The organism is Bradyrhizobium sp. Leaf396 (genome assembly GCF_001424605.1).
Classification (GTDB): domain Bacteria; phylum Pseudomonadota; class Alphaproteobacteria; order Rhizobiales; family Xanthobacteraceae; genus Bradyrhizobium; species Bradyrhizobium japonicum_C.
Genome location: NZ_LMQJ01000056.1, coordinates 99303 through 115889, shown reverse-complemented (window position 1 = coordinate 115889; position 16587 = coordinate 99303). Strand labels below are relative to the sequence as shown.

The window sequence follows — 16587 nt, the reverse complement described above, 5'->3', positions numbered from 1 at the left end:
CACCGCGAGGCTTCTAGAGCGACGCGACATTATGCGGCACCACATGCCGAGACCAAAGACGGACATGGCGCGACCGAATGAAGAGAGCGAGTCCGTCCAAATGATGGAGCGATCAATGGCCAGATACAGACATGGTCTGCCGCAGCACGGCGGCGGCATTTTCCTGACCGACGGCGGCATGGAGACAACCCTCATCTTCCACCACGGGCTGGAACTGCCCCACTTCGCGGCATTCGTGCTGCTCGACAGCGCGGATGGCCGCGCCCATTTGAGGCAGTACTACGAAGCATATCTGCGGATCGCCCGGCAGCACGGGCTCGGCTTCGTCCTCGACAGTCCGACCTGGCGCGCCAACCCTGATTGGGGCGCCAGGCTCGGCTATGATGCGGCCGGGCTCGAGGCCATCAACATGCGCGCCATCCGCTTCCTCGACGAGTTGCGCGGCGCCTGGGAGTCCCCCCGCATGCCTTGTGTCATCAACGGCGCGATCGGTCCGCGAGGCGACGGCTACAAGGCCGGCAACATGGACGCGGCGGAGGCGGAAGCCTACCACTCGGGCCAGATCGCGGCCTTCAGCGAGGCGGGCGCCGATATGGTGACTGCGTTCACGCTGAACAGCATCAACGAAGCCGTCGGTGTGGTCCGCGCAGCCAAGAGGCAGGATATTCCGGTCGCGATTTCTTTCACGGTCGAGACCGATGGTCGCCTCGTCAGGGGAGAGACACTGCGCGAGGCGATCGAAGCGGTCGACGACGCAACGGAGCGTGCCTGCGAATACTTCCTGATCAATTGTGCGCATCCAACTCACTTCGAGAGTGCAATCGCGACCGGCGAGACGTGGGTCCAGCGCATCCACGGCATCAGAGCCAATGCATCGGTCAAGAGCCATGCCGAACTCGACGAATCGGAGACCCTCGACAGTGGCGATCCCGCAGATCTCGGCCGCCGTTACCTTTCGCTCAGGCGCGCATTCCCGGGCATGCGGATTCTCGGCGGCTGTTGCGGCACTGATCACCGGCATGTCGCCGCCGTTTGCGAGGCCTGCCTGCCGTCAGACGCGTTGACGGTGTGATGCAAGAGAAATGGCCGGGATCGCTCCCGGCCATTTGCGTTTGTGGTCTCCCTCAGCGCGGCGGCGCCGTGCCGGGCGGGGGCGGCGGCAGCGAGGCCGTGCCGCCGTTGAGCAGCGGCGTGATGCGGCGGACCGTGACGCGCCGGTTGATCAGGCTCGGCCCTTGCGTCTGTTCCTTCAGATACTGCTCGCCATAGCCCTGCGACGTCAGGTTCTCGGCAGGCACGCCGAACTGCTGCGTCAGCAATTCGGCTGCGGACTGCGCGCGGCGGTCCGACAATGACAGGTTGTCGACCTCGTTGCCGACCGCATCGGTGTGACCCTCGATCAGGAACACCTCGCGCGGATTGCGCTGGATCGCCTGGTTGAGGCCGTCCGCGATCACCTGCAGCCGGGCCGCCTGGTCCGGCGGGATCGTCCACGATCCCGTCTCGAAGTTGATCGTGTTGACGTCGATGCTGGGCATCTGCATGCGAACATTGGGGCTGTAGCGGATCTCGTCGAGCGAGTAGCGCCGATCGATCCGCTGCACCGGCGGTGCCTGCATGGTCGCGTAGATCACGTCTGGCGATGCGTCCTCAGCGCTGACGATGTAGCGATCATAGGGCATGTTCACGACCGGCGGCGGCAGGTCCACATAGAAGCCGCCGACGGCACGCGGATCGCGGTAGCTGTTGTCGATGATGACGATCTCGCGCCCGCGGGGGTCCCTGCGGATACGCCGCAGCAGCCGGCCATCGGCGCCGACTACGGTGATGATCTCGCTGCCGTCAGGACGAATCACGACCGTGCGGGTCTCGCCGCCGACGGTGTCGGTGCGGATGTCGCGGGCACCATAGCGGAAGCGATAGAGATCGTTGCCGCGGACATAGGCCTGCCCGCCCGGGTCGCGGATGATGATGCGGTCCGGCTCTGTGTAGATGGTGCGGCCGCCTTCGACGGTCTCGCGTCGCTGGTTGTGGAGGTCGGCAATGGTCGCGCCGATGACGGCGCCGGCTACCACGCCTGCACCGACCGCGAGCGGGGTCAGGTCACGCTGCGGCGGGCGCGGCGGCGGCGGCAACGGGGCCGAGATCGTCGGCGCGGCGCGGAAGGCTGGCTTCACCGTGGGCGGCGCGTATTGCGCTCTGTCGGGCGGCGGCGCTGCGGCTGGCGTGCCGGGCACCACGGTCGGCGCTGCAGCGCCGGCGGGAGGTGCCGGCGGCCTGGTCGGGGTTGCGGCTGCGGGCGCGCCGGCAGGCGGCGTGCCACCCTGCTGCCCAGGGGTTGGCGTCGCCGTTGGGCTCGGGGTCGCCATCGGGGCTGGGGTTGCGGTCGGAGCTGGGGTCGCGCCAGGCGCCGGTGTCGCCGAACCCGGGCGTCCGGGCGGCGGCGTCGGAGTGCCAGTCGGAGCTGGCGTCGCGGTTGGGGTCGGCGTGGCACCCGCTGCCGGTGATCCTGCCGGCGGAGGCGCGCCGGGGCGCCCGGGCGGCGGTGTGCCGGGGCGGCCGGCTGGCGGCACGCCAGGCGTGCTGCCCGGAGCAGGCGTCGCTGTCGGTGCAGGTGTGGCGGTCGGAGCGGGTGTGGCGGGTGTGGCGGTCGGAGCAGGGGTACCTGGCCGGGCCGGCGCTGCGGGCGCTGGCGTTGGTGTCGCGCTGGGTGCCGGCGCCGGGCGGCCCTGAGGACCTGCTGCGGGAGGCGGGGCCGGTGGCGTCGGAGCCGGGCGAGCGCCGGACGGTGCCGGAGGCGGCGTTGCCGGCGCGCGCTGCTGCGGAGCCGCTGCAGGAGGCGGTGCTGACGGCGAGGGCGCCGCGCGCGGGGCAGGCGGTGCGGGAGGCGGCGGTGTCGGGGCGCGCTGCTGCGGGGCCGCGGCCGGCGGCGGCGAAGGCTGTTTGGGAGCGGCCGGAGGTGGCGGTGGCGGCGGTGGAGCCGGACGGGCCGCGGGTGGAGGCGGAGGCGGAGGTGGCGGTGGCGCCGCAGGGCGCGCCGGTGCCGCTGCCGGCGGAGGTGCGGCGGGCGGTGCAGCCGCCGGCGGCGGTGCGGCCGGGCGCGCGGGTGCTGCCGGCGGCGCGGCCGCCGGCGGTCCCTTCGGCGGCTGCTTCGGCCTCCCGTCAGGCCCGGCCTCCGGCTGGGCCTGTGCGAGCACGAGCGGCGGCGCACTTTGCGCATGCGATGCGGAGCTTGCCAATTGCATCGCGGTCAGCGCCGTCGTTGCAAGCAGCACGAAACGAAGGTTGGTCATGGTGGTGAACTTCCCCGGAAGGTTCTTTGACGAAGTGTTGGGATGAACAGCTAGGCGTTAGGCCGCATTGTGGCGGGTGGTGTCGTCGCGGCCGAATTTATTTCTGCACCGAAATCATCTCACTACGGCAACGTTCATTGCGCATTCAGACCCTGCTTGCAATCGCCTCACATGCGATGAGCCAGCCTCAAGCGTAACCGCGCGACGAACTCGCGTCCGTCGCAGGGTTCGGCGTCAGCGGTCCATTCGGACCGCGCGATGGAATCTCTTCGGGCACGCGGCCCGGCAATTCGTCGGGGCTCGGTGATTCGCCCGGCTCGCGGACCGGCGGTGTGATTTCGGGCTGCGGATTGCCGGGCGGGACTCCGAGTGGCGGCTCGGTCGGCGTGCCTGGTGTCGAGGGTGGAATCTCGGGCGGTTCAATCGGCATCACATCGAGACCTTGCGGTTCTCGCCGAGATCGGGGCGCGTATTCGTGACTGCAGCGGCCGCCATCTTCACATAGGAGATCACCGTCCCCGGCGAGTCCCAGAATTCGGCGTCATCAGGCGTGATCTTGAGCACGCGGATGTTGGGATCTTCCGCGGAGTCCCACCATGCCTTGGCGGGTGTCGAGAACAGCTCCTTGATCTTGGCACGGTCGTTGGAGATGACGGCGGTGCCCGTCAGGGAAACGTACTTCTGGCTGCCGGCATCGGCGAACGACAGGTTGATCGACGGATCGCGCGCGATTTCCTCGTCCTTGTGATTGCGCGCATCGGTCAGGAAGAAAATCGTGTTCGCGGCGCGATCGAGATAGGCGCTCATGGGCCGGGCACGGAGCTTGCCGCCGTCGCGTGTGACAAGCATTGCGAATCCGATTGTCTTCATCAGGTCCCAGACGCGATCGACGTCGCGGGCATTGTCGTTGGCCATGTCGTGCTCCTTGCTGGAAGGAACAATAACGACCTGCCGGGAACGATGTTCCCCTGGGAATCCTCGCTATTCCGGCGCGTGGCAGACGGCCTCGATGTTGTGGCCATCAGGGTCGAGCACGAATGCGCCATAATAGTCCGCATGGTAATGTGGGCGGATGCCGGGCGGACCATTGTCGCGGCCGCCGGCCGCGATGGCCGCGTTGTAGAACGCATCCACCGTAGCGCGGTCCTTGGCGCGGAGCGCGATATGCACCGGCTTGTTCATGGCGCCGTCGCCGCCGAACCAGAAGTCCGGCTTGCCGTCCGCTCCGAAACCTGCGGCTGCGGCGTGACCGGTCTGCTCCGCCGTCACTTCCATGATTAGCCCATAGCCGAGTGGGGCCAGCGCCTTCGCATAGAACGCTTTGCGCGTTCATAGTCGGAGACCGAGATGCCCAAATGGTCGATCATCGCAACCTCTTTTGTCTGCCCTCGTCAGCGCGACAGGAACGTATTGCTTCGTGTCTTGCGCGCGATCGTAAAGCCGCGCGCGACCATGTCGGCAATACAATCCTGCTGCCATTCGTTTTGTGACAGATGCTCGATCACGACAGCGCGTGGCCACAGCGATGGCGGCGCGTCGCGGAAGAATCCGATCAGCACGCGGTCCTCGAATCCCTCGACGTCGATCTTGAGCGAATCGACCTGCGTAACGCCGGCCTCGCCGAGGATGCGCGTCAGCCGCAGCGACGGGACTTTGATCGCGTCGGTGCTCGCGGTGCCGGTAACGACATGCGTGGCGCCGAGATTGCCGCCGCCGCTCTCGATCATCAGCTCGCCATCTTTGTCGCCCGCGGCCGCCTGCAACAGGCGCACCTGCGCCGCTTTCGATGCGGACTGGTTGAACGAGAGCCGTGCGAACGTCAGCGGGTGCGGCTCGATCGCGACCACCTTACCCGTGGGCCCGACCTGCCGCGCCATCACCAGCGCAAAGGTGCCGACATTGGCGCCGACATCGACGAACACGCCGCCGCCGGACGTGTGCTGGCGCAGGAAATCCAGCTCGTCGAGATTGTACTCGGGATTGAATAGCGCGCCGCGCTCGGTCGCGCTGCCCTGATGATAGAACCGGAAAGAGGCGCCCTGATATTGCACGTCCACAGGGCCGCTGCGCACGAGGTTCACCAGCCGCGACATCCAGGGCCGGAAGGCGCCGCGCTTCAGTCGCGATCGTTGAGCGAGGCGGATGATCGCCGCCTGCGCCGCATTCGGCGCAAACGTGCCGAACGGCGCGGACGAAGAATTGTTGTCGGTCGTCAAACAGGCGGTCCTCATTGCAAGCGGCGCATGCATAGCCGGTTTTGCGAGGGGCCACAATTTCAGTGTCGGTCGGGACGCGAACCGAGCCCCGGGACGAGGGCGAGAAAGGCCCCCGGCATGGTGCGATGCGCGACGCCGACGATGGGTGCCTTCGGCAGCGCATCGGTGGCCCAGGAGCGCGTCCTCGGATAGTCCTTGCGCGCCTGCGGTCCGTTTGTGCATGAGCGGGCAACGCGAAGGGAACTCAGTCGGTCCGCCCGCGAGTTCCCCAGGGCACACCTATTCGGCGGCGCCGTCGCGCACGCGCCCCAGCCGCGCCGCGTGGTGCAGAACGCGCGACAATTCCTCGATCGAATAGGGCTTTTGCACGAGGTCGCAGCCGGCAGTGCCCTCTTGTGAAAGGGCCTGACTGTAGCCGGTGGTCAGCACGACGGGGACGCCGATGCCGCGGTCGCGAACTGCCTTCGCTAGGTCGAGTCCGGTCATCCCGGGCAGCGCCACGTCCGAGAACACGACGTCAAAGCGGTCCGCGTCCATGACGAGCTCGGCGAGTGCGTCGTTTGCATTGTCGACCAGCGTAATGCTGTAGCCGAGTTCGGTAAGGCCATCGGCGGCGAAATTGGCGAGCTCGATATTGTCCTCCACCACCAGTACGGACATGCCGCTGCCGGCTACCGCCGGCGCTGTGTGGGGCGCCTGCTGTTGCGGCAGCAGGTCAGGCGACACGCGCGGCAGATACAGCGAGAAGGCGCTGCCGCGCCCCACCTCGCTCGCCACGGTCACTTCGCCGCCGGACTGCCGGGCGAAGCCGAACACCTGGGACAGGCCGAGACCGGTGCCGTGGCCGACCTGCTTGGTGGTGAAGAACGGCTCGAAGATGCGCCCGAGCCTGGCTGCGGGAATGCCGACGCCGGTGTCGCTCACGGTCACGCAGACGAAGCCATGGTCCGCCAAGGCCTGGTTCGCCGAAAGCTGCGGCAGCGTCTGCGGAACGGTTGTCGTTGGCTCGACCCTGAAGACGATTCTGCCCTTGCCCTGCATGGCATCGCGCGCATTGGTCGCCATGTGTTGATCAGCGCGGTCTCGAATTGGCCGGCATCGGCATTGACGAGGCAAGGCTCCGCCGGCAGCCGCATCACGATTTCGATCGCAGAACCTAGCAGCGTGGCGAGCATGTCGTGCAGCGAGTGCACGCGCGCCCCGACGTCGAACACCTCCGGTTTGAGGGTCTGGCGCCGCGCAAAGGCGAGCAGCTGCGAGGTCAGCTTGGCCGCGCGCGCGACCGAGTCCGCAATGGCCGTGATGTAGCGCTGTCGCCGCTCCTCCGTCAGTTGCGGCCGGTTCAAGAGATCGACCGAAGCGCGGATCACCGTCAGGAGATTGTTGAAGTCGTGCGCGACACCGCCGGTGAGCTGCCCGAGCGCCTCCAGGCGCTGGCTGTGCTTGAGCGCCTCCTCGGCCTCGCGGCGCGCGGCGGCTTCGGCATGAAGATGCTGGGTGCGGCGGAAGGCGAAGGCGAGCAGCAGGAACAGCAGCGCGGTGGCGGGAATGCCGAACACCAGATGCTGGCCGATGGTGGCGAGCCAGCGCGCGCGGATCGCCGAGGTCTCGAGCCCGGCACTGACATAGATCGGATAATCGGTGATGCGTCGGTAGCCGATGCGGCGTTCGATCCCGTCCGGCGGCCAAACGATCGTCATCAGCCCATGCTCGGGGCTCGACGCAATCTTTTGGCCGACCGGGCCGCCCGGATCAAGCCGCAGGTCGCGGTCGAGCCGCGGGAAATGCGCAAGCACGGCGCCGTCGGCGCGTCCCATTGCGAAGAAGCTGCCGGGGTCGGAGCCGATCCTGGCGTAGAAGCTCTCGAAGTATTCCGGCAGGACAGAGGCCTGGATCACGCCGATGAAATTGCCGTCGTCGGAATCGCGGCGGCGGCTCACCCCGAAGAAGCGCGCGCCCTGATAGGGTGGACGCGGCGCCAGGGCCGTGCCGATGAACGTGCCGATGCTCTGGTCGACATGGGCATAGAAATAGTCACGGTCGGCAAAGCCCAGGTCCGGCGGCGGCGAGGCGAGGCTGTTGACCAGCGCCTTTCCATCCGCGTCGAAAATCCATGCCGATTTGAGCTGCGGCAGCGAATCGGCCAGGCGCTTCAGGCGAAGATGCAGCGTCGGCTCGCGCGCGCGGATGACGTCGTCGGAAAGGCCGCGCACGACCTCGTTGAGTTCGGCGAGGCTGCGGTCGATCGTCTCGAACACCTTGAGTGCGTGCTCATGCGCGACGTCGAGCGTGCGCTCGATCTCGCGGTCGGCGATGTCTGTGGTCGAGGTGTAGGAAATCGCGGAAGTGATCGCGAACAGCGCAACCGGAAGCGCCAGGGATGCAGCCATCATCCACTGCAGCAGTCTGAGCGATTTGCGTTGCGCGCCCTGCACGGCTCCTGTCCCTGACCGCGAGCTTAGCTGAATTTCGCGCAAAGAAGGAAGCCGATTATCGCTGGAACCCGTGGTTGTATCGTGATGAGATCACGCGCGCGGGCGTCCTGCAGCGCCATGTCGCGCTGCCCGGCAGGCCCCTCGATTCTTGGTTCGAGGGGCCAATGACACGAGCCAGCACTTTGGCTGTCGCTCTCGAGGGCGGCGGTTCAGATGCCGTGCTCGCTGCGCATCGCACGGGCAGCCTTCTCGCCAATGATGACGCAAGGCGCCATCGTGTTCCCGGTGGTGATCCGCGGCATCACGGAGCCGTCGGCGATGCGCAAGCGGTCGATGCCGTAGACCTTCAGCCTGCTGTCGACCACGGACATGGCATCGCGTCCCATCTTTGCCGTGCATGTCTGGTGCCAGTAGGTTACGGCGGAGTCGCGCACGAAACGCTCCATCCCGGCAGCGCCGAGAGGGCCGGGCAGACTTTCGCGCGCGACCAGCGGCTCGAAGGCGCGGGTATTGCCGAGCGTACGGCAAAGATCGACGCAGGCGACTGCCGTCGTCACATCGTCAGGATGCGACAGCATGTTGGCTTCGATCTGCGGCAGTGCAAGCGGCTCGGCGCTTCGAAGCCTCACCCTGCCTCGGCTCTTCGGCAAGGCAAGGCCGGCGAACATCGTCCAGCCATGGGCCGGCGCCCGCCCTGCCGTCTCACGGCTCGGCACCGGAAACTCGACTTGGCAGAACAGCAGGTCGGGAGTCTTGAGCGTGGAACGGGATTTCCAGTACAGGGTCGCCGCATTGCCGGTGTTGCGCGGCGCGATCGGCTCTCGATACTCCCAAATGCATCCGAACGACACGTGATCCTGCAGGTTCTGTCCGACACCGGGCAGATGCTGGACCAAAGATATGTCAAGTCTTCCAAGCTCCTTCTCATCGCCGATGCCGGAGCGCATCAGCACTGACGGCGTCTGGATCGCCCCGAGCGCGAGCACGACTTCCCGGCTCGCATTGATCCGCAAGGGACGGCCGTGACGTATCGCCTCGACGCCGACGGCCCTCCCGCGCTCGAGCAGGATGCGTGAGACGTGCGTGCCGGTGAGCAGAGTGAGATTGGGCCGATCGAGAAATGGATAAGTATAGGCGCGGAAGATGGAGTTGCGCCTGCCGTTACGGACAAGGATGTCCGTGACTGCGCAGCCGCCTTCGCCCTCCATCATCTCGCCGTTGGGGCTTTCGAAAGTCGGAATACCGATCTCCCTCGCCGCGGCGAGCATGGCCAACGCGGCCGGCCCGGGATCCGGTGACGGCTGCACGAAGACGGGCCCGCCGGTGCCGCGGTGGCGCGGATCAGGCGGTCCTTGCCAGTTCTCGATGTCCCGGAAGATTGTCGAGACCGCATCGTAGCCCCAGGATTGATCGCCGGTTTCGTCGGCGAAGAAATCCCAGTCGCTGCGATGGCCGCGCGCCCACAGCATCACGTTGATACTCGATCCGCCGCCGAGAACCTTGCCCATCGACATCGCTAGCGCTCGCCCGTTCAAGTGCGGGTTGGGCTCTGCGACAAAGCCCCAGTCCGTCGCGCTGCCGAGATTGCCGGGCCACGCCGCCGGGTCCATGACGGTCGGCACGTCGTCGCTGCCCCCCGCTTCGATCAGCAGGACCGTGACCGCCGGATTTTCGGCAAGGCGGCGTGCGACGACCGAGCCGGAGCTGCCGGCGCCACAGACGATGAAATCGTAGCTGCCGCGAGAATCTTCGTTGAGCCGGCGCTGGTTGGCGGCAACGCGGTCCGCGAATTCCGGCAGGTCGGAGGGCAGGAAGTCGTTCATGGTCATACTCCGGTGAAGCTGGCGATCCGGCCCGTGCGACGTTCCGGGCGGATGCCGTTGAGTGAAGGAAAGGGGGCTAGCGCCGGCGAGACGGCCGGCAAGGGCGCCAGGGATCGGACCGTTGCTGCAGTTTGGATCGCGTGGGATGCCTGACCGAGCCAGGGTTCGGATCGGCTGCTGGAGGCTCGTGGGCTTGGCTGGAAGGGGGCGGTCCAGAACATGATCTCCTCCATTCAAGCGGGCGCCTCCGGGCAGCTCGCATATGCCAAGCGGCTCGAAGACAGTTTATCAGATCTATCAAATCTATCATAATCATCGAATTTATCAAAATAGCACTGAAGTCCCCTTGTCAACACAGGCGGGAGCACGACATTGTGAGGTCTGGGGCAAGGCCGGCCGGCACGCGGCCGGGGGCAAGATGGACAGCATGGCCAAGGAAATTCTGACAACGGCGGGCGCTGCCAAGATCCTGGGCGTCTCGATCCGCACGGCGCAGCTTCTGATCGAAGGCGGATCGATCCCGTCCTGGAAAACGCCGGGAGGCCATCGCCGGGTCTACCGCCGCGACGTTCTGGGGCTGATCTCCGGTCCCGGCGCGTTACCGCCCCTTGCCTCCGCGCGGGTGGTCGTCATTGCGCGCCCGGAACGCATCGTTGATTACGAAGCAGCGCTGGCCAACGTGAAGGCCTGTGTCGTCGAAAGCTACTCGGATCCCTACGCGGCGCTGCTCGCGATAGGCACCCGGTTGCCGGCCGCAGTCGTGGTCGAAGCCGAGGCATCGGGCGCGAGCAGACGGGCCATGCTGGAGAGCCTGCGCGGCGATCCTGCGCTGGGACGCACCAAAATCCTGGTTGTCGGGGCTTCGGCGGCAGATCGGACGGTCGACGGGATCGGACCTGACATCAGAACGACAGTGTTCGTCGACGGATTGCCGGCGTTGCCCGAAGCGATCGACACCATTTTCAGAGCCGCCATCGAGCACCCGGCTCCGTTCGAGACGCCGCCCTCGTTTCCCTTTCCGGACAATGAGGGCGAGCGGCTTCTCGCGCTCGAACGCTCCGGTCTGATCGACACGCCGCCGGAGGATTCGTTCGACCGCCTGACCTGGCTGGCGGCGCGCAGCCTCGACGCTCCCGTCGCGCTCTTGACGCTGCTGACTCCAAACCGGCAATGGTTCAAGTCGCGCTATGGACTCGACATGTCCGATACGCCGCGCGACTGGGCGTTCTGCAACTACACCATCTTGCAGAAGGGCGTCATGGTCGCCGAGAACCTCGCGACTGACCCGCGCTTCTCGGAAAATCCCGCCGTGTTGGGCGAACTGGGATTTCGGTTCTACGCTGGCTGCCCGGTGAGCGATCCCGACGGCTTCACACTGGGCTCACTCTGCGTGATCGACACCCGGCCACGCACGCTGGACGATACCCAGAAGCAGACACTTGCCAATCTCGCCGCGCTCGCCTCGGACGAGATCAAGCTGCGCGCAACGGACCGCCAATTGCGCTGGGCAATCGATCAAGGAGTTTCAAAAGCGGGCGTGGCAGTAGCGCAGCCCCCGCTTGGTACCAAGCGTCTCGCGGAGCATCACTAGACCAGGGCCGCCGCGAGACGAGGTGCGTCCCAGACGCAATCAGATCTGCCGCTCGACCATCTTGAGCTTGAGCTCGGCGATGGCTTCGGCCGGGTTCAGCCCCTTCGGGCAGGCCTTGGCGCAGTTCATGATGGTGTGGCAGCGGTAGAGGCGGAACGGGTCCTCCAGATTATCGAGCCGCTCGCCGGTGGCCTCATCGCGCGAATCCGACACCCAGCGGTTGGCCTGCAGCAGCGCGGCAGGGCCGAGATAGCGCTCGCTGTTCCACCAATAGCTCGGGCAGGAAGTCGAGCAGCAGGCGCAGAGGATGCACTCGTAGAGCCCGTCGAGCTTCTCGCGATCCTCGTGGCTCTGGCGCCATTCCTTCTGCGGCGTCGGCGAGGTCGTCTTCAGCCAGGGCTCGACCGAGGCGTACTGGGCGTAGAAGTTGGTGAGGTCGGGGACGAGGTCCTTCACCACCGGCTGGTGCGGCAGCGGGTTGACCTTCACCGCGCCGTCCTTCACCTCGTGCATCGACTTGGTGCAGGCCAGCGTGTTCTGGCCGTCGATGTTCATGGCGCAGGAGCCGCAGACGCCTTCACGGCAGGAGCGGCGGAAGGTCAGCGACGGATCGATATGGTTCTTGATCCAGATGAGGCCGTCCAGCACCATCGGGCCGCAATCGTTGGTGTCCACGTAATAGGTGTCGACGCTCGGATTCTTGCCGTCATCGGGATTCCACCGATAGACCTTGAACTCGCGAAGCTCGGCCGCGCCCGCGGGCTTCGGCCAGGTCTTGCCGCCTGAAATCTTGGAATTCTTTGGAAGTGCGAATTCAACCATAAGTCCTGCCTCTGGTTTTCCGCGTCATTGCCGGGCTTCACCCGGCGATCCATCCCTTTTCGAAAGATGGATGCGCGGGTCATCAGGTTTGAAGACGTCGCTTCGCGCCCTTTGCCCGCGCATGACGAGCCCTGATCAATACACGCGCGCCTTCGGCGGGATGTACTGCACGTCGTTGGTCATGGTGTAGTTGTGAACCGGGCGGTACTCGATCCTGACCTTGCCGGCATCGTCCAGCCAGGCCAGCGTGTGCTTCATCCAGTTCTTGTCGTCGCGTTCGGAAAAGTCCTCGCGGGCATGGGCGCCGCGGCTCTCGGTGCGGTTGGCGGCCGAGTTCATCGTCACCACCGCCTGCGAGATCAGATTGTCGAATTCGAGCGTCTCGACGAGGTCCGAATTCCACACCAGCGAGCGGTCCGACACGCCGATGTCGGTGATGCCGCTGTGGACCTTCGCGATCAGATTCTGGCCCTCGCTCAGGACATCGCCGGTGCGGAACACCGCGCAATTGTTCTGCATGACGTGCTGCATGCCCTCGCGCAGCTTCGCGGTCGGCGTGCCGCCGGAGGCGTAGCGGAAATGGTCGAGGCGGCCGAGCGCCATCTCGGCCGAGTTCGCCGGCAGCTCCGGCTGCTTGCCGTTCGGCGTGAGCTTCTCGGCGAGACGAAGCGCGGCGGCGCGGCCGAACACGACGAGGTCGATCAGCGAGTTGGAACCGAGGCGGTTGGCGCCGTGCACGGAGACGCAGGCGGCTTCGCCGATCGCCATCAGGCCCGGGATCACCGCGTTGTCGTCGCCGTCCTTCTTGGTCAGGACTTCGCCGTGATAGTTCGTTGGAATGCCGCCCATGTTGTAGTGCACGGTCGGCACGATCGGGATCGGCTCGCGCGTCACGTCGACATTGGCGAAGATCTTTGCCGATTCCGAGATGCCCGGCAGGCGCTCGGCCAGCACGGCGGGATCGAGATGGTCGAGATGCAGGAAGATGTGGTCCTTCTTCTTGCCGACGCCGCGGCCCTCGCGGATCTCGATGGTCATCGCGCGCGAGACGACGTCGCGGGAGGCGAGGTCCTTCGCCGACGGCGCGTAGCGCTCCATGAAGCGCTCGCCCTCGGAGTTGACGAGATAGCCGCCTTCGCCGCGCGCGCCTTCGGTAACGAGACAGCCCGAACCGTAGATGCCGGTCGGGTGGAACTGCACGAACTCCATGTCCTGCAAAGGCAGGCCCGCGCGCAGCACCATGCCGCCGCCGTCGCCGGTGCAGGTGTGCGCCGAGGTGCAGGACGCATAGGCGCGGCCATAGCCGCCGGTCGCGAGAATGACGGTCTGGGCGCGGAAGCGGTGCAGCGTCCCGTCGTCGAGCTTGAGCGCGATGACGCCGCGGCAGGTGCCCTGGTCGTCCATGATCAGGTCGATGGCGAAGAACTCGATGAAGAACTCGGCCGCATGGCGCAGCGACTGGCCGTACATCGTATGCAGCATGGCGTGGCCGGTGCGGTCGGCGGCGGCGCAGGTGCGCTGTGCCTGGGCCTTGCCGAACTCGGTGGTCATGCCGCCGAACGGACGCTGGTAGATCTTGCCGTCCTCAGTGCGCGAGAACGGCACGCCCCAATGCTCGAGCTCGTAGACCGCCTCGGGCGCGTTGCGCACCATGTATTCGATCGCGTCCTGGTCGCCGAGCCAGTCCGACCCCTTCACGGTGTCGTACATGTGCCAGCGCCAGTCGTCCTTGTGCATGTTGCCGAGCGAGGCGGAGATGCCGCCCTGCGCCGCAACGGTGTGTGAGCGGGTCGGAAACACCTTGGTGATGCAGGCGGTGCGCAGGCCGGCCTCGCTGCAGCCGACCACGGCGCGCAGGCCCGCACCGCCGGCGCCCACCACGACGACGTCGTAGGTGTGGTCTTCGATCGGGTAGGCTTTGCCGTTGGTGGCGGGAGCGCCGTTGCCCTTGCCATTGATCTCAGCGGCCATGGGTTACACTCCGGAGGAAAGTTTCAGGATCGCGTAGGTCGAGGCGAGCGCCACGGCGACCGAGAAGAAATTGTTGAGCATGATCGCGGTGAGCTTCAGCTTCTCGTTATGGACATAGTCCTCGATCACCACCTGCATGCCGATCTTCATGTGCCAGGCGCTGGCGAAGATGAAGAGGAGCAGGATCACCGCAACGGGAATGGAACTCAGGGTCTGCGCAGCGTAGACTTGGTTGCGGCCGAGCAGCATGACGATGATCACCAGCGCCGGGATGATCAGCAGCGTCATCGCAACGCCGGTGATGCGCTGGCGCCAGAAATCGGACGTGCCGGAATGCGCGGCGCCGAGATTGCGGACGCGGCCGAGCGGCGTGCGCATCGAGGGGCGCTTCGGAGAGCCGTGGGATTCGTCGAAACTCATCGGCCGCCTCCGTTCGCATAGGCGATGATCCAGATCAGCACCGTCAGCGCGATGCCGCCGATCAGGGCGCCCCAGGTCAGTGCTTCGCGCTCGTTGGGTTTGAAGCCGTAGCCGAGGTCCCAGACGAAATGCCGGATGCCGCTGAGCATGTGGTGCATCAGGGCCCAGGTGTAGCCGAACACGATCAGCCGGCCGATGATGCTGCCGGCAAAGGCCTGCACGTGGGCGTAGGCGGTCGGGCCGGAGGCCGCGGCAACCAGCCACCAGACCAGCAGCAGCGTGCCGACATAGAGGGCGATGCCGGTGGCACGGTGAACGATGGAGAGCGCCATCGTCAGGGTCCACCGATAGGTTTGGATGTGCGGCGAAAGCGGTCGTTCGATCCGTGCGGTCATGGGCGGCTTTTGATGTTTGTTGCGGCCCAGCAGGGCACGCGGGGATCGCGAAAGGGTCGGCTCTATTTACGGAGTCGATTGGGCCTGCGCAATCACCAAATCGCCATAAATCGAACGCGCGTTCAGCTCTATGGCCTTGATGAAACAGGGTCAATCCCCGTTCTGGTATACCAGAAGGCAGGTCCGCCAACGAACAAATGATCTCAAGATCACTTCTTGTGCCGTGCTGCGAGACACATTGAAATTACTATTGGAATGCCTCTAATGCACGGGGTCGCCGCCCTGGGCCGCCGCTGACGCAGCCCTGCCCCTGATTCCCCGGCTCGAGTCTCGCACGCGCCCGGCGGCAATGCGCAACGGCGACCGATATGCGCGACCCGCAATCCACCCCCGCCAGCAACCTGGCCTGTCGACCGGATCAAGCAGATCGCCTACTGCTCCGCACAGCAAGTTCCGAGCTGACGTCACGGACGAGCTGCGACCAGTGGGGGGGAGGGGGTTGATTCCTGCTCTTGATCTCAAGGAAATCGTCGAGCTGACCCTGCTGCTGATCGCAACGGGCGCGGCCTCGGGCTTTCTGGCAGGCGTGTTCGGCATCGGCGGCGGCGCCATTCTGGTTCCGGTGTTCTACGAATGCTTTCGCATCGCCGGCGTGCCGCTGGAGGTGCGGATGCCGCTCTGCGTCGGCACCTCGCTCGCCGTGATCATCCCGACCTCGATCCGTTCGTTGCGAGCTCACTACAAGCGGGGCGCGGTCGACATGACGATCCTGCGCGTCTGGTGGCTGCCGATCCTGATCGGTGTCGTCATCGGTAGCGTGGTCGCACGCTATGCGCCGGAGCGGCTGTTCAAGATCGTGTTCGTCGCGGTCGCCTGGTCGGCCGCGGTCCGGCTGATCTTCGCGCGCGAGACCTGGAAACTCGGCGACGATCTGCCGAAGGGTCCATTGATGCGCGTCTACGGCCTCTGCGTCGGTCTGCTCTCGACCTTGATGGGCATCGGCGGCGGCCTGTTCTCGAACCTGCTGATGACGTTCTACAGCCGTCCCATTCATCAGGCCGTCGCAACCTCCTCCGCGCTCGCGGTGCTGATCTCGATTCCCGGCGCGCTCGGCTACATCTATGCGGGCTGGCCGGCGGCGGCGACCTATCCCGGTGTCGCAGCGCTGCAAGTGCCGTTCGCGCTCGGTTATGTCTCGCTGATCGGTGCCGTGCTGGTGATGCCGATGAGCCTCGTCACCGCGCCGCTCGGCGTGAAAGCGGCGCATGCGATGTCGAAGCGCACGCTGGAAGTGGCGTTCGGGTGTTATCTGTTGATCGTCGGCGGCCGGTTTGTGCTGAGCCTGCTGGGCGGGCTGTAGCCGCCACATCCACCGTCATTGCGAGCGAAGCGAAGCAATCCAGGCTGTCTCCGGGGAACGATTCTGGATTGCTTCGCCGCAAGTGCTCCTCGCAATGACGGGGAAGAGAGAAGAGCCCAGAAATCGCAAGGCGGACTGATCCTTCAGTCGCACTTCGCTACCCAACCAATCCCGGAGATTGCCGATGCCTTCGATGCGATCGGAGCCGGAAAGCACCTTCAGGCCGCGATGCTCACTCGGGCCCGGTCTAGGGCGCTATAA

The 16587-nt window shown here is 65.9% G+C and carries 12 protein-coding genes and 2 pseudogenes; 3 read left to right on the top strand and 11 right to left on the bottom strand.

Features of this window, described 5'->3' with window-relative positions:
* Positions 1–115: 115 nt before the first annotated feature.
* Positions 116–1072: a homocysteine S-methyltransferase family protein gene (locus ASG57_RS30150; protein WP_057198714.1), complete on the top strand. Its 957-nt coding sequence runs from the start codon at positions 116–118 to the stop codon at positions 1070–1072.
* A 52-nt stretch (positions 1073–1124) separates the two neighbouring features.
* Here ASG57_RS30150 and ASG57_RS36355 read toward each other — a convergent pair whose 3' ends face one another.
* The 7 genes and pseudogenes from ASG57_RS36355 to ASG57_RS30110 all read right to left on the bottom strand — a co-directional run bounded on the left by ASG57_RS36355 (position 1125) and on the right by ASG57_RS30110 (position 9767).
* On the bottom strand, positions 1125–3293 hold the full coding sequence (locus ASG57_RS36355) for an OmpA family protein (RefSeq protein ID WP_063997030.1): 2169 nt from the start codon (positions 3291–3293) through the stop codon (positions 1125–1127).
* Between the two features lie 187 nt (positions 3294–3480).
* Positions 3481–3723: a hypothetical protein gene (locus tag ASG57_RS30135; RefSeq protein ID WP_024338799.1), complete on the bottom strand. Its 243-nt coding sequence runs from the start codon at positions 3721–3723 to the stop codon at positions 3481–3483.
* Positions 3723–4208: a pyridoxamine 5'-phosphate oxidase family protein gene (locus tag ASG57_RS30130; protein WP_057198710.1), complete on the bottom strand. Its 486-nt coding sequence runs from the start codon at positions 4206–4208 to the stop codon at positions 3723–3725. Before ASG57_RS30130 ends, ASG57_RS30135 begins: the two co-directional genes overlap by 1 nt.
* A 66-nt stretch (positions 4209–4274) precedes the next feature.
* Positions 4275–4660: pseudogene (locus tag ASG57_RS30125) on the bottom strand (VOC family protein).
* Between the two features lie 24 nt (positions 4661–4684).
* Complete coding sequence (locus ASG57_RS30120) at positions 4685–5509, bottom strand: FkbM family methyltransferase (protein WP_057198819.1); 825 nt, start codon at positions 5507–5509, stop codon at positions 4685–4687.
* 279 nt (positions 5510–5788) lie between these two features.
* A pseudogene (locus ASG57_RS30115) lies at positions 5789–7944 on the bottom strand (ATP-binding protein).
* A 209-nt stretch (positions 7945–8153) separates the two neighbouring features.
* Complete coding sequence (locus tag ASG57_RS30110; protein ID WP_057198818.1) at positions 8154–9767, bottom strand: GMC family oxidoreductase; 1614 nt, start codon at positions 9765–9767, stop codon at positions 8154–8156.
* A gap of 427 nt (positions 9768–10194) precedes the next feature.
* Here ASG57_RS30110 and ASG57_RS30105 point away from each other — a divergent pair, with 427 nt between their 5' ends.
* Positions 10195–11358 carry a GAF domain-containing protein gene (locus tag ASG57_RS30105; protein ID WP_057198708.1) on the top strand — a complete coding sequence of 388 codons (1164 nt, stop codon included), beginning with the start codon at positions 10195–10197 and terminating at the stop codon, positions 11356–11358.
* A gap of 39 nt (positions 11359–11397) precedes the next feature.
* Here ASG57_RS30105 and ASG57_RS30100 read toward each other — a convergent pair whose 3' ends face one another.
* From ASG57_RS30100 to sdhC, 4 genes are all read right to left on the bottom strand, one after another.
* A complete protein-coding gene (locus ASG57_RS30100; protein WP_024338806.1) occupies positions 11398–12180 on the bottom strand; it encodes a succinate dehydrogenase iron-sulfur subunit in 783 nt (260 codons plus the stop codon).
* A 135-nt stretch (positions 12181–12315) separates the two neighbouring features.
* A complete protein-coding gene (sdhA, locus tag ASG57_RS30095; RefSeq protein ID WP_024338807.1) occupies positions 12316–14151 on the bottom strand; it encodes a succinate dehydrogenase flavoprotein subunit in 1836 nt (611 codons plus the stop codon).
* 3 nt (positions 14152–14154) lie between these two features.
* The gene (sdhD, locus tag ASG57_RS30090) at positions 14155–14571 is read right to left on the bottom strand and encodes a succinate dehydrogenase, hydrophobic membrane anchor protein (RefSeq protein ID WP_035697998.1); all 417 of its coding nucleotides are present in this window, start codon (positions 14569–14571) and stop codon (positions 14155–14157) included.
* Complete coding sequence (sdhC, locus tag ASG57_RS30085; RefSeq protein ID WP_024338809.1) at positions 14568–14966, bottom strand: succinate dehydrogenase, cytochrome b556 subunit; 399 nt, start codon at positions 14964–14966, stop codon at positions 14568–14570. Before sdhC ends, sdhD begins: the two co-directional genes overlap by 4 nt.
* Positions 14967–15465: 499 nt before the next feature.
* Here sdhC and ASG57_RS30080 point away from each other — a divergent pair, with 499 nt between their 5' ends.
* Positions 15466–16326, top strand: coding sequence for a sulfite exporter TauE/SafE family protein (locus ASG57_RS30080; protein WP_024338810.1), 861 nt, complete (start codon positions 15466–15468; stop codon positions 16324–16326).
* Positions 16327–16587: the final 261 nt, after the last annotated feature.

Coding starts and splice junctions, on each gene's coding strand:
- ASG57_RS30130 (WP_057198710.1), bottom strand. CDS start 4,208: ATGGCCAACGACAATGCCCGCGACGTCGATCGCGTCTGGGACCTGATG.
- ASG57_RS36355 (WP_063997030.1), bottom strand. CDS start 3,293: ATGACCAACCTTCGTTTCGTGCTGCTTGCAACGACGGCGCTGACCGCG.
- ASG57_RS30135 (WP_024338799.1), bottom strand. CDS start 3,723: ATGCCGATTGAACCGCCCGAGATTCCACCCTCGACACCAGGCACGCCG.
- sdhD (WP_035697998.1), bottom strand. CDS start 14,571: ATGAGTTTCGACGAATCCCACGGCTCTCCGAAGCGCCCCTCGATGCGC.
- sdhA (WP_024338807.1), bottom strand. CDS start 14,151: ATGGCCGCTGAGATCAATGGCAAGGGCAACGGCGCTCCCGCCACCAAC.
- sdhC (WP_024338809.1), bottom strand. CDS start 14,966: ATGACCGCACGGATCGAACGACCGCTTTCGCCGCACATCCAAACCTAT.
- ASG57_RS30100 (WP_024338806.1), bottom strand. CDS start 12,180: ATGGTTGAATTCGCACTTCCAAAGAATTCCAAGATTTCAGGCGGCAAG.
- ASG57_RS30150 (WP_057198714.1), top strand. CDS start 116: ATGGCCAGATACAGACATGGTCTGCCGCAGCACGGCGGCGGCATTTTC.
- ASG57_RS30105 (WP_057198708.1), top strand. CDS start 10,195: ATGGCCAAGGAAATTCTGACAACGGCGGGCGCTGCCAAGATCCTGGGC.
- ASG57_RS30110 (WP_057198818.1), bottom strand. CDS start 9,767: ATGAACGACTTCCTGCCCTCCGACCTGCCGGAATTCGCGGACCGCGTT.